General features: G+C 63.5%; 22 protein-coding genes and 1 pseudogene. 8 read left to right on the top strand and 15 right to left on the bottom strand.

Annotation, left to right across the window (positions count from 1 at the left end):
* Window positions 1-8: 8 nt before the first annotated feature.
* The 3 genes from P0Y65_19870 to purU all read left to right on the top strand — a co-directional run bounded on the left by P0Y65_19870 (window position 9) and on the right by purU (window position 1815).
* Window positions 9-278 (top strand): CopG family transcriptional regulator, encoded by a 270-nt coding sequence (locus P0Y65_19870; protein WEK04403.1) that lies wholly within the window; start codon window positions 9-11, stop codon window positions 276-278.
* A complete protein-coding gene (locus P0Y65_19865; protein ID WEK04402.1) occupies window positions 275-577 on the top strand; it encodes a type II toxin-antitoxin system RelE/ParE family toxin in 303 nt (100 codons plus the stop codon). Before P0Y65_19870 ends, P0Y65_19865 begins: the two co-directional genes overlap by 4 nt.
* A 383-nt stretch (window positions 578-960) precedes the next feature.
* Window positions 961-1815 (top strand): formyltetrahydrofolate deformylase, encoded by an 855-nt coding sequence (gene purU, locus P0Y65_19860; GenBank protein ID WEK04401.1) that lies wholly within the window; start codon window positions 961-963, stop codon window positions 1813-1815.
* Between the two features lie 198 nt (window positions 1816-2013).
* Here the strand turns inward: purU and P0Y65_19855 are convergent, their stop codons facing one another.
* Both P0Y65_19855 and P0Y65_19850 read right to left on the bottom strand, forming a co-directional pair.
* Complete coding sequence (locus P0Y65_19855; GenBank protein WEK04400.1) at window positions 2014-2442, bottom strand: Rrf2 family transcriptional regulator; 429 nt, start codon at window positions 2440-2442, stop codon at window positions 2014-2016.
* A gap of 738 nt (window positions 2443-3180) precedes the next feature.
* Window positions 3181-4980: pseudogene (locus P0Y65_19850) on the bottom strand (cation:proton antiporter).
* Between the two features lie 248 nt (window positions 4981-5228).
* On the opposite strand from P0Y65_19850, the gene P0Y65_19845 reads away from it, so the two are divergent.
* Complete coding sequence (locus P0Y65_19845; protein WEK04399.1) at window positions 5229-6065, top strand: transglutaminase family protein; 837 nt, start codon at window positions 5229-5231, stop codon at window positions 6063-6065.
* Here P0Y65_19845 and P0Y65_19840 read toward each other — a convergent pair.
* The 4 genes from P0Y65_19840 to P0Y65_19825 are packed head-to-tail and all read right to left on the bottom strand — an operon-like array spanning window position 6062 to window position 9774.
* Window positions 6062-6952 carry a transglutaminase family protein gene (locus tag P0Y65_19840; GenBank protein WEK04398.1) on the bottom strand — a complete coding sequence of 297 codons (891 nt, stop codon included), beginning with the start codon at window positions 6950-6952 and terminating at the stop codon, window positions 6062-6064. The genes P0Y65_19845 and P0Y65_19840 overlap by 4 nt on opposite strands.
* Window positions 6949-8037, bottom strand: coding sequence for an AAA family ATPase (locus tag P0Y65_19835; GenBank protein ID WEK04397.1), 1089 nt, complete (start codon window positions 8035-8037; stop codon window positions 6949-6951). Before P0Y65_19835 ends, P0Y65_19840 begins: the two co-directional genes overlap by 4 nt.
* Window positions 8037-8687 (bottom strand): fumarylacetoacetate hydrolase family protein, encoded by a 651-nt coding sequence (locus P0Y65_19830; GenBank protein WEK06854.1) that lies wholly within the window; start codon window positions 8685-8687, stop codon window positions 8037-8039. The genes P0Y65_19835 and P0Y65_19830 overlap by 1 nt, the downstream gene beginning before the upstream one ends.
* A 25-nt stretch (window positions 8688-8712) precedes the next feature.
* A complete protein-coding gene (locus tag P0Y65_19825; GenBank protein ID WEK04396.1) occupies window positions 8713-9774 on the bottom strand; it encodes an aldo/keto reductase in 1062 nt (353 codons plus the stop codon).
* A gap of 164 nt (window positions 9775-9938) precedes the next feature.
* On the opposite strand from P0Y65_19825, the gene P0Y65_19820 reads away from it, so the two are divergent.
* A complete protein-coding gene (locus P0Y65_19820) occupies window positions 9939-10310 on the top strand; it encodes a YciI family protein (GenBank protein ID WEK04395.1) in 372 nt (123 codons plus the stop codon).
* Window positions 10310-11590 (top strand): RNA polymerase sigma factor, encoded by a 1281-nt coding sequence (locus tag P0Y65_19815; protein WEK04394.1) that lies wholly within the window; start codon window positions 10310-10312, stop codon window positions 11588-11590. Before P0Y65_19820 ends, P0Y65_19815 begins: the two co-directional genes overlap by 1 nt.
* On the opposite strand, the gene P0Y65_19810 is transcribed toward P0Y65_19815, so the two are convergent.
* Window positions 11587-12354 (bottom strand): pyrroline-5-carboxylate reductase, encoded by a 768-nt coding sequence (locus tag P0Y65_19810; protein WEK04393.1) that lies wholly within the window; start codon window positions 12352-12354, stop codon window positions 11587-11589. The genes P0Y65_19815 and P0Y65_19810 overlap by 4 nt on opposite strands.
* A 222-nt stretch (window positions 12355-12576) precedes the next feature.
* Between P0Y65_19810 and P0Y65_19805 the strand changes: the two genes are divergently transcribed.
* Window positions 12577-13509: a dihydrodipicolinate synthase family protein gene (locus P0Y65_19805; protein ID WEK04392.1), complete on the top strand. Its 933-nt coding sequence runs from the start codon at window positions 12577-12579 to the stop codon at window positions 13507-13509.
* 40 nt (window positions 13510-13549) lie between these two features.
* On the opposite strand, the gene P0Y65_19800 is transcribed toward P0Y65_19805, so the two are convergent.
* From P0Y65_19800 to P0Y65_19790, 3 genes are read right to left on the bottom strand one after another with little or no spacing between them, the layout of a single operon-like run.
* On the bottom strand, window positions 13550-14773 hold the full coding sequence (locus P0Y65_19800) for an FAD-dependent oxidoreductase (protein ID WEK04391.1): 1224 nt from the start codon (window positions 14771-14773) through the stop codon (window positions 13550-13552).
* A 17-nt stretch (window positions 14774-14790) separates the two neighbouring features.
* Window positions 14791-15102 (bottom strand): MocE family 2Fe-2S type ferredoxin, encoded by a 312-nt coding sequence (locus P0Y65_19795; protein ID WEK04390.1) that lies wholly within the window; start codon window positions 15100-15102, stop codon window positions 14791-14793.
* 23 nt (window positions 15103-15125) lie between these two features.
* Window positions 15126-16217 (bottom strand): fatty acid desaturase family protein, encoded by a 1092-nt coding sequence (locus tag P0Y65_19790; protein WEK04389.1) that lies wholly within the window; start codon window positions 16215-16217, stop codon window positions 15126-15128.
* A 153-nt stretch (window positions 16218-16370) separates the two neighbouring features.
* On the opposite strand from P0Y65_19790, the gene P0Y65_19785 reads away from it, so the two are divergent.
* Window positions 16371-17405: a LacI family DNA-binding transcriptional regulator gene (locus tag P0Y65_19785; GenBank protein WEK04388.1), complete on the top strand. Its 1035-nt coding sequence runs from the start codon at window positions 16371-16373 to the stop codon at window positions 17403-17405.
* A 30-nt stretch (window positions 17406-17435) separates the two neighbouring features.
* Here P0Y65_19785 and P0Y65_19780 read toward each other — a convergent pair whose 3' ends face one another.
* The 5 genes from P0Y65_19780 to P0Y65_19760 are packed head-to-tail and all read right to left on the bottom strand — an operon-like array spanning window position 17436 to window position 22548.
* Window positions 17436-18173, bottom strand: coding sequence for an ABC transporter ATP-binding protein (locus P0Y65_19780; protein WEK04387.1), 738 nt, complete (start codon window positions 18171-18173; stop codon window positions 17436-17438).
* Complete coding sequence (locus tag P0Y65_19775) at window positions 18170-19012, bottom strand: ABC transporter ATP-binding protein (protein WEK04386.1); 843 nt, start codon at window positions 19010-19012, stop codon at window positions 18170-18172. The genes P0Y65_19780 and P0Y65_19775 overlap by 4 nt, the downstream gene beginning before the upstream one ends.
* Complete coding sequence (locus tag P0Y65_19770; protein WEK06853.1) at window positions 18999-19856, bottom strand: ABC transporter permease; 858 nt, start codon at window positions 19854-19856, stop codon at window positions 18999-19001. Before P0Y65_19770 ends, P0Y65_19775 begins: the two co-directional genes overlap by 14 nt.
* A 41-nt stretch (window positions 19857-19897) precedes the next feature.
* A complete protein-coding gene (locus P0Y65_19765; protein WEK04385.1) occupies window positions 19898-20926 on the bottom strand; it encodes an ABC transporter permease in 1029 nt (342 codons plus the stop codon).
* Window positions 20927-20952: 26 nt separating this feature from the next.
* Window positions 20953-22548, bottom strand: a complete 1596-nt coding sequence (locus P0Y65_19760; GenBank protein WEK04384.1) for an ABC transporter substrate-binding protein — start codon at window positions 22546-22548, stop codon at window positions 20953-20955.
* Window positions 22549-22658 lie beyond the last annotated feature (110 nt).

The following is a 22658-nucleotide window of genomic DNA, read 5'->3' as shown; positions in this document are numbered from 1 at the left end:
AGAGAGCCATGCCCTCCAGCACATCTCTGACTATCGATCTGCCTGCAGACGTTCGAGAAAAGCTGGACCAGGTCTCCGTCGAAACACGACGCAGCGTGGCATCGCTGGCGACTGAGGCCCTTTCAGCCTATGCGGAACACGAACTGGCTGTCATCGACGGCATCAAGCGAGGACTGGCAGACCTGGAGGCGGACCGGGTGGTCCCGCATGACGAGGCCATGGCGCGCCTACGCTCTACGATCGCAACCACGCAAGAACGCCAGGCTCGAAAGAAGTGAGGCGGCGTGTCGTCTGGTCGCTCGATGCGCTGGACGACATCGACGAACACAACCGCTATATTGCCCTGGAAAGTGCTGCGGCGGCCAATCGCTCGATCGACCGGCTGGAACGAGCAGCAACCTTGCTTGGTGAGGTGGCAATTGGCAGGCCGGGGCGTGTTGCCGGTACCTTCGAAAAATCCGTGGCCGGCACACCTTACGTCCTTTGCTATGCCTTGCACGAAGCCACTGGGGCCCTCGTGGTTCTACGCGTCATACACTCCGCTCGGGATTGGCCAAAAGACAGCTGGCCCGATTGAATGCCCCGGTCGGCCTGGCCTTCGAGAAAATCGTGAAGCTTTTGTGGCTTTACACACCGCCAAATCAGGCGCAGCATCCTTCCATGTTCAACCAACGTGAAGGAGGTGATCCAGTGTCGTTTGAGATTTTGGTACTCGAAGAAGGCTTTGGATATTGTGTAATGGTCGGGAGTGATCCCACCTAGAGCGTTCGCAGGAAAAGTGGACCCCACTTTTCCGTTCGACGAACGCGTCTAAGAAACACACCATCTCCCCGGCACTCGAGGCCGATAGTACTCAGGAGGGCCGTCCCACTCGGGGCGGCCCTTTTTGCTTCTTGACGAAACACCCCAAGCCATTGATACCGCTGGCCACCCAGCGATTGATATGAAGTGGCGTAAGACATGTCCCCGGCCAATTTCGTCCTGACCCTTTCCTGCGCCGACCGGCCGGGCATTGTTGCCGCCATCACCACCGAACTGGCCGCGCTCAACGCCAATATTGCCGAGAGCAACCAGTTCTGGGACCAGGAAACCGGCACCTTCTTCATGCGCCTGGCCTTCACGGCGCCGGAGGGCATTGGTCGCGACGCCATCGAGCGCGCGCTGAAGTCACCCATCGAACGCTTTTCCATGAAAACCACGCTGGCCGACCAGAGCCGCAAGCGCCGTGTGGTGATCATGGTTTCCAAGTTCGACCACACGCTGCTGCATCTGCTCTATCAGATCCGCGTTGGCTGGCTCGATGCCGAAGTCGCTGCCGTGATCTCCAATCACCCCGACGCCAAAAAGATCGCCGAAGACGCCGGCATTCCATTCCATCTGCTGCCGGTAACGAAAGATACCAAGGCGCAACAGGAAGAGCAGGTTCTGGCCCTGGTCAAATCGACCGGCGCCGATTTGGTCGTTCTGGCCCGCTACATGCAGGTGCTGAGTGACAATCTGTCGACCCGCCTTTTCGGCCAGGTCATCAACATCCATCACTCCTTCCTGCCCAGCTTCAAGGGCGCCAAGCCCTATCACCAGGCCCATGAGCGCGGCGTCAAGATCATCGGTGCGACGGCGCATTACGTGACGCCCGACCTCGACGAAGGCCCGATCATCGAGCAGGAAACCGCCCGCGTCACCCACGCCATGAGCCCCGACGACCTCGTCGCGGCCGGCCGCGACATCGAAAGCCGCGTTCTGGCGCGGGCCGTCAAGCTCCACCTCGAAAGCCGGGTGATGCTGAATGGCAAGAAGACGGTGGTGTTTGGGTAAGGCCAGTTGCAATTAGCGCCCCACACACTCGATGTCATCCCGGCCTTGAGCCGGGATCCATCCTGAGATGTGCGCCTTGCCGCCAGATCGCAGTACCTGTTACCACGACCTTGCGGCCGTGACCTGATCTCGAGATGGGCCCCGGCTCAAGGCCGGGGTGACACTGTGGTTGCGGCGGCATGGAGCACTACGCCCCCCTCACACCGGCAAATCTTCCAGCCTGAGCGAATCCGCGAGGCTCGTCCGGTCCAGCACCGCCCTTGTCGCCAGCGTCACCCGTTCGAACACATGCCGGATCTCGCAGGATTCCTCGTCCCGGCAATCCTCGCATTTGCGATAGGCAATCTTGGAGAGACACGGCAGCGGCGCGATCGGTCCGTCGATCAGCCGCAGCACCTCGCCATACATGATCTCCTCGGGCGCCTTGAGCAGCACATAGCCACCCGCCCGGCCGCGACGGCTGTCGACAAACCCCGCGCGCTTGAGCTCGAGCAGAATCTGTTCGAGGAACTTCTTGGGGATCGACTGCTGCCGGGAAATTTCGCCGATCATCATCGACTGTTCCCGCCCGCTGCGGGCCAGCGAGACCAGCGCACGCAGCGCATATTTGGCTTTTTGCGAAATCATCGACCTGCTGCTCAACCCCCGACTGCGCCACGCCGGCACCGCCGTGCAGATACTATGCGGCTTACCCTAAGTTTTTGACAAGGCTTAGACCTTGGGCTCGGGCACGACCGGCGGCACGGTGCCAGCCGGCTTGTTTTCGTCCGCAGGCTTGCTGTCCTTGTCTGCAGGCTCCGCGCCGACCTCGTCGGGGGCAGGCTCGTCTTCGTCCGCCTCCGCCCCTTCTGGCGCTGCTGAAGCCTCGGGCGATGGCGCTCCAATCACCGCGACCTCTTCCACAACCGGCGCGGACGCGGGTTCCGTTACGTCGTCAGCATCAGGGTCTTCGGCAGCAGTCTCCGTTACCTCCGGCACGACCTCATCAATCTCCGCCGGAGCCTCGCCGACCGCAGGCGTTGCCGCCACGCTTTCCAGATGCGCGGCCTCATCAGCTGCAGCCTCGGGCGCCGGCAGCACGATGACATGGTCGAGCGGCGTCGCCGCTTCCACCGCCTCGATCACCACCGGATCGTCGGTCACGTCCGCGACAACCTCTGCCTCGGGCACAGGCTCGATGACTGCCGGCACATCGCTCTCGACAGTGGAAACCACCTCGGCTTCAACTGGCTCTGTTTCGTTCGTAGCAACCACTGCCGTTACCACGGCCGCCTCGGCCACCGGCGCCAGCGCCGCCTTGGCCAGCAGGTTCTCGCTCACTGGCAGCTTGGGCTCGACCGGCACGGCATCCTTGCTCTCGCTCTCGCCGCGCGCATAGGCCAGCATGCCCATGCCGATTTCGCGCTCCCCACGGATGACGATATTGGCGCCCAGATTGCGCAGATAGGCGTCTTCTTCTTCCGAATAGGCGCGGGCAATGATGCGAATGGTCGGGTTGAGCTTGCGGCCCATTTCGCAGACCGTCCCAGCCTCGAAACCGTTGGAAATCGCCACCATCAGTGAACGCGCGCCAGAAATATTGGCGACCTTGAGCAGTTCGCTGCTGGCGCCATTGCCGAACAGCACTTCCAGACCCGCCGCCCGTGCCGCGGCGACATCTTTGTCGGAATCCTCGATGACCAGCACCGGCGCCTCGGCCGCCTTGAGCCCGTCGGCCACCACACGGCCGACCTGCCCATAACCCACCAGCACCGTATGCTCGGTGAGCCGCGTCGGTCGATCGACGTCCTCGTCCTCGGCATGCGAGCCGACATCGCCCGGCGCCATGCTCGGCATGTCCGTCGTCAGCGGCCCCTCGGCGGCAGCACTGGTCTCGGTTGGCTCGATCCGCACGCCATCCGCGACTACCGGCTCGGCCTTGCGCGATGCGACCCGCGCCTCGAGGCGCGGCCGCAGCAGGTCGAGCACGAAGAAGGTAACCGGGTTGAGCACGATGGAAATCAGCGCTCCAGCAAGGATTAGGTCCTGCCCCTCGGGCGGCAGGATGGCCAGCGACACACCCATCGAGGCCAGGATGAAGGAGAATTCGCCGATCTGCGCCAGCGAGGCGGAAATGGTCAGCGCCGTTCCTACCGGCCGGCGGAACAGCAACACGATGCCAAAGGCCGCCAGCGACTTGCCGATGACGATGATGAAGACCGTCGCCAGAACTGGCAGCGGATTGGTGATGATGATCGAAGGGTCGAACAGCATGCCCACCGATACGAAGAACAGCACCGCAAAGGCGTCGCGCAGCGGCAGCGTTTCATTGGCTGCACGATGGCTGAGCTCGCTTTCGGACAGGATCATGCCGGCAAAGAACGCGCCCAGCGCCAGCGACACGCCAAACAGCACCGACGAGCCGAGCGCCACGCCCAGCGCAATGGCCAGCACCGCCAGCCGGAACAATTCGCGGCTGCCGGTATGGGCCGTACCATGCAGCGCCCAGGGTATGATGCGCCGCCCCACCACCAGCATGAAGCCCACGAAAGCCGCGAGCTTGACCACGGTCAGCGCCAAAACGCCCCAGATCCCGACGGATCCGCCAATCAGCCGCTCGACAAAGGAAACGAAGGGATCATGAATGCCGGTATCGGTACCATTGATGCTGGCGATCGCCGGGATGAGCACCAGCGCCAGCACCATCGCCAGGTCTTCGACGATCAGCCAGCCGACGGCGATCCGCCCGCGCTCTGTTTCGATCAGTCGCCGGTCCTGCAAGGCCTTGAGCAGCACCACGGTGGAAGCCACCGATAGCGCCAGGCCAAACAGCAGCCCCGCGCCCACGCCCCAGCCCATCGCCATGCCGAGCCCAAGGCCCAGCAGCGTCGCAAAACCGATCTGCACAAGCGCACCCGGGATGGCCAGCGCTCGCACGCTCATCAGATCCTTGAGCGAAAAGTGCAGACCCACACCGAACATGAGGAGGATAACGCCAAGCTCGGCCAGCTCCGCGCCCAGCGCCTGGTCGGCGACAAAGCCGGGCGTATTGGGACCGACAAGGATACCTGCGAAGAGATAGCCGACCAGTGGCGGCATCTTCAGCCGGTTGGCGATCATCCCGAAAATATAGGCCAGCACCAGACCCGCGACGATCGTTGTGATCAGGGGGGTGTCGTGGTGCATGTCGCCTCCGCTCAGCGCTACTCAAACCGGTCGAGATATCTCTATCGCCAAGATGGGGTAAGGCGACGGGATCCGCAAGCGCGCCTCGACCCGAAAAATGGCCGCTGGCGACAAGAAGTCGTCCAGCATGCTTGCCCGACCAAGCCGTTCTGACTTTGGCTTTGTTATGGCGCCTGGCCCTTTCCCTCGCGGGCGGAACCTGTTCTTGATGAAGGGGTTATGGGCACGCAGGCATGGGGAGACGGCAGATGCGATTTTCGGTTGGATGCGAGATCGGCTATGACGTCGCCGATCAAGCCACGCTGATTTTCAACATCGAAGCCATGCGCGGCGGCCGTCAGCGCATCGTCAGCGAGCGATTGACCATCACCCCTGACCTGCCGGCCGACGAGAAAACCTCGGAGGAAAGCGGCAATCGCTATCTCCGGCTGACCGTGCCCAAGGGCGTCGTGCAATTGCGCTACGAGGCGCAGGTCGAGCTCGATCCGCTGCACCAGGCGCCTGCGGTGATCGGTGAAGTCCCCGTGGCCACGCTGCCGCTCGACACGCTTCCCTTCCTAAACCCCTCTCGCTATTGCCCTTCCGACCAATTGGCCCGCTTTGCCACCCGCCAGTTCGGCAATATCGAACCCGGCTTCGGTCGCGTCGTCGAAATCTGCAACTGGATCAACGGCGAGGTCGATTACCTCTTCGGCACCAGCGACACCACGACCACCGCCGCCGACACCTTCTCGCTACGCGCCGGTGTCTGCCGCGACTTCGCCCATCTCGGCATCACCTTCTGCCGTGCGCTGGGCATCCCGGCACGCTTTGTCTCCTGCTACGCCTGGCAGCTTGAGCCGCAGGACTTTCATGCGGTCTTTGAAGCCTATCTCGGCGATCGCTGGTATCTCTTCGACCCCACCCGCATGGCCGCTCTCGACGGCATGGTCCGCATCGGCATCGGTCGCGACGCCGCCGACACCGCTTTCGCCACCATCTACGGCCAGGTTTCCTCTGCGCCCATAAGGGTCTGGAGCGAAGCCATCAACGGCGACAAGGCCGAGGAGTGGACCACCGATGCCGTCAGCGTCGCGCGCGACTAGGCCATTCCGTCCTGCGGGCTGACCACCCGCTCGACCACCACCTCGACCTCCATGCCGATATAGTCTTCTTTCCGACCGACGAACGTCCCCGAAATCGGGATCGCCTGCCGCGGTTCACGCGCGACGCCAACGCGGATCAGGTCCCGCGTGCCAATGATGCCATTGGTCGGATCAAACTCCACCCAGCCCGCGCCCGGCAGATAGACCTGCGCCCAAGCATGGGTCGCACCACCGCCCTTGTGATTGCCGTCCCGCGCCGGCGAATAAAGATAACCAGTCACGAACCGCGCCGCGAGACCCAGCGAACGCGCTGCCTCGATCATCAGCAATGCGAAGTCGCGGCAGGTGCCCGCCCGTGTCGACAGCGTCACCGACGGGCGCTGTGTGCCCGGGTCATAGCGCCGGAGATAGCGGAAGCTCTCCTTGATCCCCAGCGTCATCGTCGCCAGCAGATGCCCGGTCTGCGTCACCCCGCGCGGATCGAGAAAGCGCTTCGCCCACTCATCCACCTCACTCTCCTCGGGAAACTGCCGCCGCAGCGTCGGCGCCAGATCCACCGCATCCACATCGCCATAGTCGAAGGGATAGGTCTTGGCCCGCGCCTCGATCTCGAAGGCCGGCGTCAGCTCTGGCGTATGGTCCAGCACCATGGTCGCCACGATGCGCAATTCCTCGGCCGGCTGGTCGAACCCGGCAATCGCAATGCCATTGCCGAACACGTCATGGATCCAGCGCAGGCTCGACGGCCGCGGCCTGATCGACAGGCCAAAGCTTTCCAGCGTCTGTTCCATGCTGTCGCGCGGCCGCAGCAGCATGCGGTGTTCGCCAAACTGCACGGCGCGCCCATAGCGATAGACCGTCTCGTGCCGCACCTGGAGCAGGGTCACGACACGACCGTGATCTTTTCCGCCGCCCGCGTGATCCCGGTGTAAAGCCAGCGCGCCCGCTCCTCGCGGAACACAAAGCTCTCGTCGAAAAGATAGACATTGTCCCACTGGCTGCCCTGCGCCTTGTGGACGGTCAAACAATATCCAAAGGTGAACTCGTCGAATTGCCGGCGCTCCTGCCAGCTCATCGCATCCTCTTCGCCCGAAAAGAACGCCTTGTGCGTCAGCACTTTCGCCTCGCCCTTGCCCTCGTCGGCGCCAAGCAGAAGACTCCACTTGCCATTGGTGCGCCGCGTCGCCTCGGTGACGATCCAGATCTGCCCGTTGAGCAGCTTCTTGCGCGGATTGTTCCTCAGACAGACCATGCGGTCACCCAGCACCGGCTCGTGGAACGGCAGGCCCTTCAGCTCGCGGAGCCGGTCATTATACTGCAGCCGCGTCTTGTTGCGGCCCACCAGCACCTGGTCGGCCTCGAGCACCGCATTGCGATCGACATTGTCGCGGCCGACGACGATCGACTCGCCATAGCTGCCGCGCTCGAGGAAGCCGCCTTCGCGCACCTGCATGGAAAGGTGGATGATCGGATTGTCCGCCGCCTGGCGATGGATCTCGGTCAGCATGATGTCGGGCTCTTCGGTGGTGAAAAAGCCCGCCCCCTGCACCGGCGGCAGCTGGAACGGGTCGCCCAGCACCAGAACCTTGACGCCAAAGCTCAGCAGGTCCTTGCCGAGCTGTTCGTCCACCATAGAGACTTCGTCGATGACGATAAGATCGGCATCGGCGGCGGGGCTTTCGTCATCCAGCACGAAGCGCGGCTCGCCGTCATTCTCGCTGACCAAAGTGTAGATCAGGCTATGGATGGTCTGGGCGCCCTTGCAGCCGCGCTTGCGCATGACCAGCGCCGCCTTGCCGGTAAAGGCGGCATATTTGACCGATCTTATGTCCTGCGCCAGATGGACCGCCAGGGTCGACTTGCCCGTGCCGGCCCAGCCGAACAGGCGGAACACCTGCGGCCCGGACTTGTCCTTGAGCCAGGCCGACACGGCCTTGAGCGCGGCATCCTGTTGGGGCGACCAGACCGGCATCAGACGATCGTGGTCCTGACGCTGCCGACGCCTTCGATCGTGCCTTCCAGCACATCGCCCTGCTTGACCGCACCAACCCCGGCTGGCGTACCAGTCATGATCAGGTCACCGGCTTTCAGCGTCACGAACTGGCTGAGATAGGCGATGGATTCGCTGACGTTCCAGATCTGCTCGTTGAGGTCGCCCTGCTGGCGCAGCTCGCCATTGACGGTAAAGCGGATCGCCCCCTTGGCGGGATGGCCGATGCTTTCGGCCGGCTCGATCGTGCCGATCGGCGCGGAAAAATCAAAGCCCTTGGCCATTTCCCAGGGCCGCCCGGCCTTCTTGGCCACGGCCTGCAGGTCGCGACGGGTCATGTCGAGGCCGGCGGCATAACCATAGACATGGCTCAGCGCATCCTCGACGGCGATGTCAGAACCGTCTTTGCCGATCGCCACCACCAGCTCGATCTCGTGGTGAAAGTCCTCCGTCCTGGGCGGATAGGGAATGCTCGCGCCACCCACCACCACGGCATCAGCCGGCTTGGCAAAGAAGAAGGGCGGTTCGCGCGTGTCATTGCCCATCTCCTTGATGTGCTCGACATAATTACGGCCCACGCAATAGACGCGACGGACAGCAAACAACCCGCCCCGCGCGATCGGGATGGACACGGGCGCATGCGGTTCAAACAGAAAATCAGCCACGCTTGAAGTCTTCCACATAAGGGGTGAGGAGGTCACGGTCGGCGGCGCCGAGCCGGTCATTTGCAGTAAACGTCTGGTGCCAGTAGGGATAGAGCAAGGGCGGCTGGCTGACCTTGTCGAGCCGCTGGCGCTCTTCGGCCGTCAGCTTGAGTTCGGCGGCAGCTAGATTGTCCTTGAACTGGCTATCGCTGCGCCCGCCGATGATCACGGAGGTGACACCCGGCCGGCCCAAAAGCCAGGCCAGCGCCACCTGTGCGCCGGACACGCCGCGCTCATCGGCAATGGCAATCAGCACATCGACAATATCGTAGAGTCGCTCCCAGTCCGGCACCGGCGGCTCGCGGAAACCACCGACATGGCGACCCGATTCCGGCCCGCCATCGCGGCGATATTTTCCCGACAACAGCCCGCCGGCCAGCGGCGACCAGATGAGAATGCCCAGGCCCTGGTCCTGCGAAATCGGCACCAGTTCATATTCGGCTTCGCGCGAATGGAGGGTATAGTGGATCTGCTGGCTGATGAAGCGCTCGCCGGCCCGCTCCTTGGCGGCGGCCAGGGCCTTCATGATGTGCCAGCCCGAATAGTTGGAACAGCCGATATAGCGCACTTTGCCCGACTTGATCAGCGTATCAAGCGCCTCCATCGTCTCCTCGATGGGCGTCATGCCGTCCCACTCATGCACCTGATAGAGATCGATCACATCGGTCTTGAGCCGGCGCAGGCTGGCTTCGGCCTCGGCGATGATGTGATGCCGCGACAGCCCGATCTCATTGGGGCCCTCACCCATCTTGAAGCGCACCTTGGTGGCCACCAGCGCTTTCTGCCGACGACCGTTCTCGCTAAGCGCCACGCCGATCATTTCTTCCGAAACGCCGGCATTATAGACATTGGCCGTGTCGAGCAGGTTGATGCCGGCATCGAGGCACATGTCGATCTGCCGCGTCGCATCAGCCTGATCGGAATTGCCAACCTTTTCCGATCCGCCAAAGGTCATCGTGCCCATGACCAGACTCGAGACCTTCAGGCCCGATCGACCCAGATAGCGATACTCCATGGGCATTCCTCCTTTGTTCTCGTGTGGCATAGGGCTAAAGCGCATTGAGAGTCGGGTCAATGCACCGGGGCGCAAACTCCGTCCGCCACCGCGCGCAAAAATCTCGCCACAGCCTGTCTGATGCGGGCATAGTCACTCGTCATGTCTGAGACGAGGGTTGTCCGATGCTATACGCCGTCCTGTGCTACAATGATGAAAACGCCGTCTCCGCCTGGAGCAAGGAGGAGGATGACGCCGTCATGGCGCGCCTTGCCGAAGTCGAGGCGGGAATGAAGGCCAAGGGCAAGCTCGGCCCGGTCGCGCGCCTGCTGCCCACCACCTCCGCCACCACCCTGCGCAAGGTCAGCGGCGAGCCGATGATCATCGACGGCCCCTTTGCCGAAACCAAGGAACAGTTCCTCGGCTTCTATATGGTCGATTGCGACACGCTCGACGACGCTATTGCCTTCGCCAAGGACCTGGCCAAGGCCAATCCGGGCCTGGGCGGTTATGAGATCCGACCGGTCGGCGTGTTTCATCCCAGCGAGCTTGGCTGATGGTCGACAACGCCTGGATAGCGACAGCCCTGATGGCGGCGCGACCCCAGGCGTTGAGTGCCCTGCTGCGCTATTTCCGCAATCTCGATCGCGCCGAGGAAGCCTTCCAGGAGGCGAGCCTGCGCGCCATCCGCACCTGGCCGCTGAAGGGGCCGCCGCGCGATACCGTGGCCTGGCTGGTCTTTGTCGGTCGCAACAGCGGCATCGATGCCATCCGCAAGACCGCCCGCAACGTCGCCCTGCCGCCCGAGGAGCGCCTTTCCGATCGCGACGATGCCGAAGCCGGCATGGTCGAGCGGCTCGATGGCGAACACTATCGCGACGATATCCTGCGCCTGCTCTTCATCTGCTGCCATCCCGACCTGCCGGCCAACCAGCAGATTGCCCTCGCTTTGCGGATCGTTGCCGGCGTGCCGCTGCGTGGCATTGCTCGGGCCTTTCTCGTTAGCGAAACGGCCATGGAACAGCGCATCACCCGCGCCAAGGCGCGCATCGCCGCCAACCCCGTGTCCTTTGATCCGCCTGACGCGCATGCCCGGCTTGAGCGGCTCGGCACCGTTGCCGTCATGCTCTATCTGGTTTTCAACGAAGGCTATTCGCGCGGCCATTCCGATCCCAATGCCGCGCGGCTCTGCGACGAGGCCATCCGTCTGACACGGCTGCTCCTGCGCCTCTTTCCCACCGAGCCTGAGATCATGGGGCTACTAGCGCTGATGCTGCTCCAGCACGCCCGCCACCACGCCCGCCGCGACGCCCAGGGCCAGCTGGTGCTGCTCGATGATCAGGATCGCCGCCTCTGGACCCCGGCCATGCTGGCCGAGGGCCGCGCATTGGTCGAAAAAGCGCTCCGTCACCAGCAGCCGGGCACCTATCAGGTCCAGGCCGCCATCGCCGCCCAGCATGCCCGCGCCGCCACTGCAGAGGACACCGACTGGCAGGCCATCGACCGGCTATATCAGACGCTCGAACTGATCCAGCCCTCGCCCGTCGTGACGCTCAATCGCGCCGTCGCGGTCAGCAAATGGCGCGACCCCGCCGCAGCGCTCAAGCTCCTTGTCCCCCTCGCCGAGACGTTGGACGGCTATTTCTATTTCCACGGCATGCGCGGCGGATTGCTCGCGCAGATCGGCCAGCAGGAAGCGGCGCGCCTGGCTTTCAATCGCGCCATAGCCCTCGCCAATTCGCCTGCCGAAGCCGCTCACATCCGCCAGCACCTCGATCGCCTGGCAATGATGCCTCCCATGGCGCTTCCCCCCATGATCGGCCATAGCGGCAACTAGTCCCCAGTCACCCGGGCCAGCACGGCATCGAGCGCCTCGCCCAACTGCGCCGGCACGCCGGCCTGCGCGAGATGGTGATGGATCTGCTCATTGGTCCCGCCCTGCGTCGAAAACTCATGAACCAGCGTGTGGAAGTCCATCCCCTCCCGCAGGTCCGTGGAATGCGACAGCCCGGCCATCAACTTGCCAAGATAGCGCCGGGCTTGTGATGGCGGCAGGCCATGCGCCGCCAGCCAGTCGGCAATGGCAGCCTGCTGCTGGAAGAAGGCACCCATGGTTGAACTGGCCGCCAGCAACAGGTTCATCTGGCTCTCGTCGGCAACCGCAATCACGCTGCCCAACCGCTCAAAGATCGGCGCGGCAGCGCTGGCCGGCGGATGCACCGGCGTCACCCCGATCCCCTGCTCGACAAAAGGCAGCGGAATGGCGCGCGATAGCGTCGGCCCCGCCCCGACCAGTGTGGCCAGCTTGCCGAGCGGCAGCGTGGCGATCAGGCTGACCACATCCTGCCCTGCCTTGAAGCGAAGCCCCGCCAGCACCGCCTCGGCCACCTGCGGCCGCACCGCAAGAAATGCCATGTCGCTCCCGTCGACAATGGCCTGATTGTCCGCTGCCACGGTGACGAAGGACCATGCCTCGGCCAGCGTCCGGGCAAGCTCGGCATTGCGCGGCGAGACCAGGATCGGATCTGTCCACCCCCAGCGCCCCAGCCCGCGGATGATGGCCGCTGTGATCGTTCCGGTACCGATGAAGCCGAGGGTCATGTCAATCCGATATGCAAATGGTCTCTACTGTGACCATGACCTAACCCAGGCCAAGCGCCATCACCACCTCCCGGCGGCCATTATTGAACGCGGCGGAATCTTCAAAACAACAAGAATACAAACTGTCGACAACCATGAACATGGCGGCTATAGCTTGGAGTAACCGAGACATTTCCGTCTGTCCGCCTAGCCGTCTCAGACGACTTCTTTGGAGCATGATCCATGCAGCACAGCCCCTTCACCGGCTGCATTCCGGCATTGATGACCCCCTGCCGGCCCGACCTGACCCCCGATTTCGATGCCCTGGTGCGCAAGGGCAAGGAACTGATCGAGCTCGGCATGTCCGCGGTCGTCTATTGCGGTTCGATGGGTGACTGGCCCCTGCTGACCGATGCGCAGCGCATGGAAGGCGTCGAGCGCCTGGTCAAGGCTGGCATTCCGGTCATCGTCGGCACCGGCGCAGTCAACACCAGGACCGCAGCCGAACATGCCGCCCATGCCCAGAAGGTCGGCGCCGCCGGCCTGATGCTGATCCCCCGCGTCCTGTCGCGCGGCACGGTCGTGTCGGCACAGAAAGCCCATTTCAAGGCCCTGCTCTCCGCTGCGCCGGATCTGCCGGCCGTCATCTACAACAGCCCCTATTACGGCTTTGCCACCCGCGCCGACCTGTTCTTCGCCCTGCGCGCCGAACATGCCAATCTCGTCGGCTTCAAGGAATTCGGCGGCGATGCCGACCTGACCTATGCGGCCGAGAACATCACCTCCGGCGACGACAGCCTGACCCTGATGGTGGGCGTCGACACCGCCGTCTACCACGGCTTCGTCAACTGCAGCGCCACCGGCGCCATCACCGGCATCGGCAATTGCCTGCCGCGCGAAGTGCTGCATCTGGTCGAACTCTGCAAGAAGGCGCAGCAGGGCGATGCCGTCGCCCGTGTTCGCGCCAAAGAACTCGAAGAAGCCCTGATGACCCTTTCTGTCTGGGATGCCGGCCCCGACCTCGTGCTCTTCTTCAAATATCTCCTCGTCCTCAACGGCGAGATGGAATACGAGCACCACTTCAATGAAACCGACGCCCTGACCCCCGCCCAGCGCGGCCACGCCGAAGCCGCGCTGACGCGCTTCCGCAGCTGGTACCAAGCATGGGCTGCCTGAGCTAGAAACACGACCCTCCCGGCCCGGAGCCGGGAGGGGTTTACCGCGTCAGCAGCGACTTGAGCTTGACCGCCGGATCCGCCAGCGCATCCACTGCGGGCCTCGCCGCGCTGGCAATCAGCATTTCCGACAGTCTGATATCCTTGGCCACCGCCGTGCCAGCGCCCAGGCCCGATGCCGCCACCAGCCGGCCATCCGCCGCGAGGTGAAAGAGGATCTGCGCCCCGTCCCCCAGGTCACGGGTCACGCTGGACGCGCCCTCATCCCCCAGCCCGGCGATCTGCAGGCCCAGCTCATACTGATCGGACCAGAACCACGGCACCGAGCCATGCGCGTCCCGTCCACCCAGCATATTGGCCGCCGCCAGACTGCCCTGCTCCTGCGCATTGCGCCAGCTTTCGAGCCGCACCCGGCGACCATTGTAGACAGCCAGCGGAAACGAACAGCAGTCCCCGGCAGCAAAGATCCTGCCATCCTCCGTCGCAAGCCTTTCGTCGACCCTGATGCCATTCTCGATCGCCAGACCCGCCTGTTCCGCCAGCGCCACATTGGGCACTGCCCCAATCCCGACCAGCAGCAGGTCCCCCTCGATCACCGCCCCATCAGCCAGCGCCACACGAACGGAACTGTCATCGCTCTCTATGCCCTCGATCCGGGCCCCGACCATGACGCGGACCCCGGACTGGACATGCCGCTGCTGCAGAATGGCGGCCAGCGCCTCGGGCACGGCCCGCGCCAGAAGCCGCGGCTGCGCCTCGACCACTGTGACCTCCGCGCCCCGCGCCCGCGCGCTGGCGGCGATCTCGAGGCCGATAAAGCCGCCACCGATGACGATCAGATGCCGGCCGGGCCGCAGCGCTTCGCGCAGGTAAAGCGCATCCTCCAGGGTGCGCAGATAGACCACGCGCTCCCCATCGACCCCCGGCAGCCGCCGCGGCGTCGCTCCCGTCGCCAGCAGCAACCGGTCATAGGCCAGCGCCTGCCCGCCACTCAGGGCCAGTCGCCCGTCACCGCGATCGATACTCTCGACGCTGGTGGACGGCCTGAAGGCAATCCCCGCCTCGGCCAACCGCGTCTCCGCCGCGATGGTCTTGGCCGCAAAGATCTCCGCCAGCATGCCGCCCTTGCTCAACGGCGGCCGTTCATAGGGCGCATGCCTCTCGCTACCCAAGAGCGTCACGTCACCATCAAAACCCTGTTCACGCAGCGACAGGGCGGCGCGGGTGCCGCATTCGCCGGCCCCCACCACAACCATATGCGTCATGGCATTGCTCTCCGGAACTAGACCTCGATGAAGATCGCGCCGTCTTCCACCCGGACCGCATAGGTCCGCAGGTTGACGCAGACCGGCGCACCCTTGGCCTCGCCCGTCTTGTAGTTGAAGCGCCCGTTGTGCTTGGGGCATTCCACGATATCGTCCATCACCAGCCCGTCGGCGAGGCTGATCTGCTCATGCGTGCAGAGGCCGTCGGTGGCGTGGTAAGTGTCCTCCGGGCTGCGATAGATCGCGAACACCTTCCCCGCGTGATCGAACCGGATCACATCCTCCTCGTCCACGTCATCCGCCCCGCAGGCTTGGATCCACTGGCCCATTCTCGTCTCCTCAACGCGTCTTGTTATTCGGCCGCGACCGCGTCGCCGCCATTGTGGAATTCTTCCTTGTAGGGTCTGGCGGTCGGCGGCAGGTCGCGGCGCAGGTAGTAATCCTCGTTGCGCAACTGCCTGAGGAAAGCCGGGACCATTTCGCGATAGCCGTCCCACATCGAGCGGTTAGGCTCCGGCAGGTCATGCCTGATCAGCGCATGCAGCTGCGGCAGCGCGTGATAGGGCACCATGGGGAACATGTGGTGTTCGACGTGGTAGTTCATGTTCCAGTAGATGAAGCGGCTGACCGGGTTCATCAGCACCGAGCGCGAGTTGAGCCGGTGATCCACGACATTGTCGGCGAGCCCGCCATGCTGCAGCAGGCCCGTCATCACATGGTGCCAGGCGCCATAAAGCCGCGGCAGGCCGATCAGCATCAGCGGCAGGATCGACCCCATCCAGATCGAGAGGGCAATCGTCGCCGTATAGATCGCCAGCCAGATGCGGGCGACGCGGATCACCTTGTGGCGCTCCATTTCGGGAATGAAGCTCTGCTCTTCCCGGGTGATCACCCCCGCCGCATTGCGCAGCATATCCACCACCGCATGACCGGCATCGAGAATGCCAAAGAAATTCAGCACCAGTCGCAACAGATCCGGCGGCCGCATCACCGCGATCTCCGGATCGCGCCCGACGATCACCGTATCGGTATGGTGCCGCGCATGACTCCAGCGCCAGGTCACCGGATTGCGCATGATCATGAAGCAGGCGATCTGATAGACCGCATCATTCATCCAGCGCGTCTTGAATGCCGTGCCATGGCCGCATTCATGCCAGCGCGAGTCCGACGCCGAGCCATAGAGCACGCCATAGGCCAAAAACACCGGTACGGCCCACCACGTGCCCCACAGCAGGATCCCGGCCACGGCCAGCACGAGCATGGAGCCAAGCCAGATTGCCGTATCGCGGATCGCCGGACCGTCCGAGCGCTGCATCAGCGCCTTCATCGTCTTGCGGTCGATCTCGCTGTGATACCATTCGGCCGCCGCCAGGCCATTCTCCACCGCACGACTGCTGTCGGCGCCCAACAGGCTATAGTCGCGTTTGCGCTGGTCCTGAACCATGCTGCTCCTCCCTCTCAACATCGCTGAGAATAAGCGGCGTCTCGCAAGCGCGGAAGAGCAGGCGATAGGATTCTATCATTGCTATCAGGATGATGATAGAATGCCGTGATAGGCGCCGGCATCTGCCTGCCTTTGTGAAACGGGTCAAACCAGATGAAATCGCGCGCCACTCTTACCGACATCGCCGAACTGGCCCAGGTCGGGGTCGCCACGGTCGACCGCGTGCTCAACGGCCGCGCGCCGGTCCGCAAGGATACCGCCGATCGGGTGCTCAAGGCTGCAGAAGAACTCAACTACTATGCCGTGCCGCTGATGCGGCAGCGCGCCATGCCCCAGCTCACCAATCTGCGGCTGGGCATCATCCTGCAAAAACGCGCCGACCCGCTTTACCAGAACATCGCCGCTGCGCTGCGCCAGGCATTCGACCTGCACCCTGACGTGGGCGGCAAACTCGACATCGCCTTTGTCGACGACATCAGCGCCCAGTCCCTGGCGACGAAAATCCTCGAAATCGGCGCCCGCTGCGATGCCCTCGCCTGCGTCGCCATCGATCATCCATTGATCGTCTCGGCCTTCGAGCGCCTGCACGCTCTGGGCCGCCCGGTCTTCACCCTGCTATCCGAAGTCACCGCCTCGAGCGTCACCGGCTATGTCGGGCTCGATAGCCGCAAGCTCGGCCGCACCGGCGCCTATCTCGTCTCCAGCATGGCAGCGCCCAAGGGCAGGATCGCCACCCTTGTCGGCAGCCATCGCTATCGCGGCCAGGAGTTGAGCGAAATCGGCTTCCGCTCCTATTTCCGCGATACGGAAAGCGAGGATCGCCTGCTCGAAACCATCGTCAATCTCGACGATCCCGATGTGGCCGGGGAAGTGACCAAGAGCCTGCTCGACCGGCATGCCAATCTGGCGGCGATCTATGATGCCGGCGGTGGTCGCGATGGCATTATCCGCGCCATTCGCGAGCATCCCAGCGGCCAGCGTCCCATGGTGGTCTGCAACGACCTGACGCCATCCACCCGCCTGGCGTTGATCGACGGCATCATCACCTGCACGCTCTGCCTGCCGGTGCAAACCTTTGGCCGGGTCGTGGTCGACGAAATGATCGCTTCGGTTACCGGCAGCCGGCCGGTCAACCCGGCCAGCACCCTGCCCTTCGATATCGTCTTCGCCGAAAACCTGCCGACCTAGGGCAGACCCAGTCGCAGACGGTACAGCGGTTTAGATGAAGCTCGCCTCGAACAGCTGCTTTGAATAGGCGTGATGCGTCTCGCCCTTTTCGAGCGCTGACTTGTCGAGCTCGTCGACGAACACGCCTTCCTTCATCACCAGCACGCGGTCGCACATATGGGCGATGACGGCGAGGTCGTGGCTGACCAGCACATAGGTCAGTTCCCGCTCTTCGCGGAGGTCTGCGAGAAGGTTTAGCACCTCGGCCTGCACCGAAACGTCGAGCGCCGAGGTCGGCTCGTCGAGCAGCAGGATTTCCGGCTCCAGCATCAGGGCGCGGGCAATGGCCACGCGCTGGCGCTGCCCGCCGGACAGTTCATGCGGAAAGCGTTCGGCAAAGGACGTCGGCAGGCCGACCTGTTCGAGCGCCGGCGCCACACGGCTCCAGCCATCGCCGGTCTTCATGGCGCGGGCCGGTTCGGCCAGCACGCGCTCGATGCGGTGACGCGGATGGATCGACCCATAGGGGTCCTGGAACACCATCTGCGCCAGCGTCAGCTGTTCGCGGCTACGTTCCCGATCGACCGGTTTGCCATTGAGGCGGATCTCGCCTTCCCAATGCCGGTCGAGACCGGCCAGCGAGCGCAGCACCGTGGATTTGCCACAGCCCGATTCGCCGACGATCCCCAGCGTTTCGCCCTTCTTGACGCTGAGCGAAACACCTTTGACCACCTGGCGGCGCGCTTCGCCCGCGCCGAAAGACACCGAGAGATTGCTGACCTCGATCATGTCCGGGCCTCCATTGCGTCGATGGCAGAGCGATCCAGCACCTGCAGGCGCCGCACCGGCTTGCGCGGATCCGGCATGGCGGCGATCAGGCCCCGCGTATAGGGGTGCTGGGCGTCTTCAAGCTTGGTCAGCGTCTCGACCACCTTGCCCTTGTACATCACGAGGATGCGCTGGCAGAAGGCGGCGACCATGCGGATGTCATGGCTGATCAGCATCAGGCCGGAATTGTTCTCGCGTACCAATTCGTCGAGCAACTTGAGCACATCGCCGCGCACACTGACGTCGAGCGCCGAAGTCGGCTCGTCCGCTACCACGAGGCGCGGCTTGGCCAGCAGCATCATGGCGATCATCACGCGCTGTCCCATGCCGCCCGAAATCTGGTGCGGGTATAGCCCCATCACCCGTTCGACATCGGCAATACGCACGCGCGCCAGCATCTCGGCAGCCTTGGCATAGGCTTCCTTCTTGCCGATGCGCTGATGCAGGTGAGCGGCCTCCGCCACCTGCTTGCCGACCGTCAGAACCGGGTTCAGCGAATAGCGCGGATCCTGCATGATCAGCGCCATGCGATTGCCGCGCAGCCCGCGCATTTCGCGCTCGGGCCGGCTCAGCAGCGGCGCGCCGTCGAAATCGAGCTGGCTGGCCTCGACATGCGCCGCCGCGGGCAACAGCCGCATGATGGCCCGGCCCAGCGTCGACTTGCCGGAACCCGATTCCCCCACGATGCCGAGGCGTTCGGTGCCGAGGTCGAAACTGACTCCATCGACAGCTCGGACGCCGGAGCGTCCGAAACGCACCGACAGGTCGCGAACGGTCAGGACTGTCTCAGGAGCGGGCATGGCGGGGATCCAGGATATCGCGCAGCGCATCGCCGACGAGATTGAAGGCCAGGCTGGTCAGCAGGATGGCGATGCCGGGCATGACCGCGACCCACCAGTTGTCGAGCATGAACTGGCGTCCGCTCGAAATCATTGCACCCCATTCCGGCGTCGGCGGCTGGGCACCGAGGCCAAGGAAACCGAGTGCTGCTGCGGTCAGGATAATGCCGGCCATGTTGAGCGTCAGGCGCACCACGACCGAGGGAATGCACATCGGTGCGATATAGAGAAACAGCAGGCGCATTGGCGAGGCGCCGTAGAGACGGGCAGCCGCCACATAGTCGGTATTGCGTACGATCAGCGTTTCCGCACGCGCCAGGCGCGCGATCGGCGGCCAACCGGTCAGCGAGATGGCGATGATCGCGGTCTGCAGGCCCGCACCCATGGCGGCGGCAAAGGCCAGTGCCAGGATCAGCGAGGGGAAAGACAGCACGATATCGGTAAAGCGCATCAGGATGGCATCGGTGCGGCCACCGACAAAACCGGCGACGATGCCGATCAACATGCCGATCGGACCCACGATCAGCGTCACGGCCAAAACCGTCTGGATGGTGATGCGCGTGCCATGGATCAGGCGCGACAGGATATCGCGACCGAATTCATCCGTCCCGGCCCAATGGGCCCAGCTCGGCGCCTGCAGGGCACGGCCCAGGTTCTGCGAGATCGGGCTATAGGGCGCAATCCACGGCGCAAAGATCGCCACGATCACGAGCACGGTCAGCACGAGGAAGCCGAACATGCCGACCGGTTCACGCGCCAGCTTGCTCAGCGCATTCTTGAGGCCGCGGCCGAAGCGCGACAGCATCTGGCCAGGCTTGGCCGGGCCGGTAGCAGCGGGAGCCAGGCTCATGCGGTCACCTCGCGGGTGCGGGGATCAAGCACGAGATAGGCGAGGTCCGACAGGAAGTTGAGCAGCATGAAGATAAAACCGATGATGAGCGTCGCAGCCACGACCGCATTCATGTCGCCGATCATCAGCGCATTGGTCATGTACTGGCCGATACCGGGCCAGGAGAATACGACCTCGGTGACGACGGCGCCTTCGAGCAATCCGCCATAGGAAATGGCGAGCACGGTGACGAGTTGGACGGCGATATTGGGCAGCAGGTGCCCGGTGACGATGCGCCAGTTGGAGGCGCCCTTGGCGCGGGCCGCAACCACATAGTCCTGGTTGAGCTGCTCCAGCGTGAAGCTGCGCGTCATGCGGGTGATATAGGCCATGGCCGAATAGGCCAGGATACAGGCCGGCAGGATGATGTGGTTGACCGCGTTCCAGAACACTTCCATGTCGCCGGCCAGCAGGCTGTCGATCAGCAGCAGCCCCGTCCGCGGCTCGACCAGACCTTCGAGATAGACATCCACACGTCCCGGACCACCGACCCAGTTGAGCGTGGCGTAAAAGATCACCAGACCCACGATGCCGAACCAGAACACCGGAATGGAGTGACCCACCAGCGAGATGACGCGGGCGAACTGGTCGAACCAGCTGTCGCGGAAGAACGCAGCCGTCATGCCCAGCGGCACGCCGATAAGCGTCGACAGGATAATCGCCAGCGTCGCCAGCTCCAGCGTTGCCGGAAAGGCCGAGGCCAGATCCTGCACCACTGGATTGCCGGTCAGCACGGCATAACCCATGTCACCCTGCAGCAGCGAGGTCAGGTAGACCCAGAACTGCTGGTAGATGGGAAGATCGAGCCCTAGGCGGGCCCGCATGGCGGCATAGGCGGCCGGATCGGCCAACTCGCCAACGATGGCACCGACGGGGTCGGTGGGGAGCACGCGGCCGATCACGAAGGTGACGACGAGCAGGAGGAAAAGGCTGACGAGCAATTGCCCGAGACGCTTTCCCAGCTCCAGAAGAGTGAATTCCTTCATGATCGGCCGTTCAGCTTGCTTTGGTTTCAGTCAGTCTTGGACACTTCGTTCAGGCGCGTCAGCGACCACGGATGGCCGTCATAACCCTGAACCCGGGCGCTCACCACGATGGGCTCGAAACGCTCGAACAGCGGCAGCACGGCAGGAGCGGCTGCGATGAACTTTTCCTGCAGCTCGACCGACAGTTCCAGGCGCTTTGCCGGATCGCGCTCCCTGTTGGCTTCCGCGCGCAGGGCGTGCAACTCGGGGATATCCCAGGCCGAGCGCCAGACGAAATTGCCGGCATTGTTGGCTTCGAGCGAATTGTCCGGATTGTTGGTGAAATTGTCCAGCGCCCCAATGGCGGTCGGATCGGCAGCCGAATTCTGTGGCAGCAGCAGATCGAAGTCGCGGGCACGGTGGGCCGCGACGATGTCGGCGCCATTGCCCTGCTGGATGCTGACATTGATGCCGATTTCACTCAGATTGGCCTGGATCGCCGTCGCGAGATCCACACGCGGTGCCTGGGCAATGGTCTTCATCGAGAGGCTGAAGCCATCGGGATAACCGGCTTCGGCCAGCAATTCCTTGGCCTTTTCGGGCTGGAACGACCAGTCCGGATTCGGAATTGCACCCTCCCAGTCCTCCGGCACCGGCACGTTGCGGGCACGGCCATAGGGACCGAGGATGGTTTCGCCAATGCCTTCATAGTCGATGCCATAGGCAATCGCCTCGCGCACCAGCGGATTGCTCAGCGCTTCATGGCCGGCATTCATCGCCAGCACATAAAAGCCGCCGGTCTTGACCTGGTCGATGACAAAGCCTTCCTTGCCATCGAACTGGCGCACGTCCGGCGCGCTGAGCGCATTGGCGATATCGATATCGCCGCGCTCCAGCATCAGGCGCGCCGCCTGGCTTTCCGGTGCATGGCGGAAGATCACGCGGCTGATCGCCGGCGCTTCACCCCAGAACTGGCCATTGGCGGCGAGAATGACGATATTGTTCGGCGTCCAGCGGTCCAGCACGAAGGGGCCCGAGCCAGCCGTATTGGTGCGCAGCCACTCATTGCCATAGTCGTCATTGGCGACATGCTTTTGCACTTCGACACTGTCGACCACGCTGGCCACACCACCGGTCAGCCGGTACAGCAGCGCGTCGGGCGTGATGGAATCGGTCAATTCGATACGGAAGGTCTTGTCGTCGACGGCCGAAACCAGGCTTTCGATGGTGTCGCCATTATAGCCGAAGGTCTTGAAGCCCGCGGCAGCGGACTGGTCGAGCTTGAGCAGGCGGGTCAGCGAATAGACCACGTCTGCAGCGGTGACCGGATTGCCCGAGGCAAACTTGGCGTCGCGCAGATGAAAAGTGATGCCGGTATCGTCGATGTCCCAGCTCTCGGCCAGTTCACCCTTGACGGCGAAACCATCGGATTCATCGAAAGAGACCAGGCGGTCATAGGCATTGGCCAGGATTTCCTGCGCCTTCACTTCAGTGCCCTGCTGCGGGTCCAGCGACAAGACCTGCGCCAGCGATGTGCCGATGACCAGCTGGTCATTTGGCGTGGCAGCAAAACTCGCTGGGATGGCAGCAGCCATGGCCAGGAATGCAGCGCCTGCCAGCAGGCGCGTCGAAACATGCTTCATTAAAGGTCCTCCACACGATACCATCAACAACATAAGATGTCGTTGGTATGTCGTAATATGAATATGGCCTTTTGATGTGGAAGGCAATAGGCTCGGCAGATCACCGGTTG

Source organism: Candidatus Devosia phytovorans, assembly GCA_029202405.1.
In the GTDB taxonomy this organism is placed as follows: Bacteria; Pseudomonadota; Alphaproteobacteria; order Rhizobiales; family Devosiaceae; genus Devosia; species Devosia phytovorans.
Note: the sequence above shows the minus strand (reverse complement) of the source record. Positions and strands in the feature narration are given on the sequence as shown.

Excerpts from the sequence above, each read along its gene's own strand:
- P0Y65_19870 (WEK04403.1), top strand. The coding sequence starts at position 9 with ATGCCCTCCAGCACATCTCTGACTATCGATCTGCCTGCAGACGTTCGA.
- P0Y65_19780 (WEK04387.1), bottom strand. The coding sequence starts at position 18,173 with ATGATCGAGGTCAGCAATCTCTCGGTGTCTTTCGGCGCGGGCGAAGCG.
- P0Y65_19785 (WEK04388.1), top strand. The coding sequence starts at position 16,371 with ATGAAATCGCGCGCCACTCTTACCGACATCGCCGAACTGGCCCAGGTC.
- P0Y65_19845 (WEK04399.1), top strand. The coding sequence starts at position 5,229 with ATGCGATTTTCGGTTGGATGCGAGATCGGCTATGACGTCGCCGATCAA.
- P0Y65_19820 (WEK04395.1), top strand. The coding sequence starts at position 9,939 with ATGCTATACGCCGTCCTGTGCTACAATGATGAAAACGCCGTCTCCGCC.
- P0Y65_19770 (WEK06853.1), bottom strand. The coding sequence starts at position 19,856 with ATGCTGTCGCGCTTCGGCCGCGGCCTCAAGAATGCGCTGAGCAAGCTG.
- P0Y65_19810 (WEK04393.1), bottom strand. The coding sequence starts at position 12,354 with ATGACCCTCGGCTTCATCGGTACCGGAACGATCACAGCGGCCATCATC.
- P0Y65_19805 (WEK04392.1), top strand. The coding sequence starts at position 12,577 with ATGCAGCACAGCCCCTTCACCGGCTGCATTCCGGCATTGATGACCCCC.
- P0Y65_19775 (WEK04386.1), bottom strand. The coding sequence starts at position 19,012 with ATGCCCGCTCCTGAGACAGTCCTGACCGTTCGCGACCTGTCGGTGCGT.
- P0Y65_19760 (WEK04384.1), bottom strand. The coding sequence starts at position 22,548 with ATGAAGCATGTTTCGACGCGCCTGCTGGCAGGCGCTGCATTCCTGGCC.
- purU (WEK04401.1), top strand. The coding sequence starts at position 961 with ATGTCCCCGGCCAATTTCGTCCTGACCCTTTCCTGCGCCGACCGGCCG.
- P0Y65_19855 (WEK04400.1), bottom strand. The coding sequence starts at position 2,442 with ATGATTTCGCAAAAAGCCAAATATGCGCTGCGTGCGCTGGTCTCGCTG.
- P0Y65_19800 (WEK04391.1), bottom strand. The coding sequence starts at position 14,773 with ATGACGCATATGGTTGTGGTGGGGGCCGGCGAATGCGGCACCCGCGCC.
- P0Y65_19790 (WEK04389.1), bottom strand. The coding sequence starts at position 16,217 with ATGGTTCAGGACCAGCGCAAACGCGACTATAGCCTGTTGGGCGCCGAC.
- P0Y65_19815 (WEK04394.1), top strand. The coding sequence starts at position 10,310 with ATGGTCGACAACGCCTGGATAGCGACAGCCCTGATGGCGGCGCGACCC.
- P0Y65_19835 (WEK04397.1), bottom strand. The coding sequence starts at position 8,037 with ATGCCGGTCTGGTCGCCCCAACAGGATGCCGCGCTCAAGGCCGTGTCG.
- P0Y65_19825 (WEK04396.1), bottom strand. The coding sequence starts at position 9,774 with ATGGAGTATCGCTATCTGGGTCGATCGGGCCTGAAGGTCTCGAGTCTG.
- P0Y65_19765 (WEK04385.1), bottom strand. The coding sequence starts at position 20,926 with ATGAAGGAATTCACTCTTCTGGAGCTGGGAAAGCGTCTCGGGCAATTG.
- P0Y65_19795 (WEK04390.1), bottom strand. The coding sequence starts at position 15,102 with ATGGGCCAGTGGATCCAAGCCTGCGGGGCGGATGACGTGGACGAGGAG.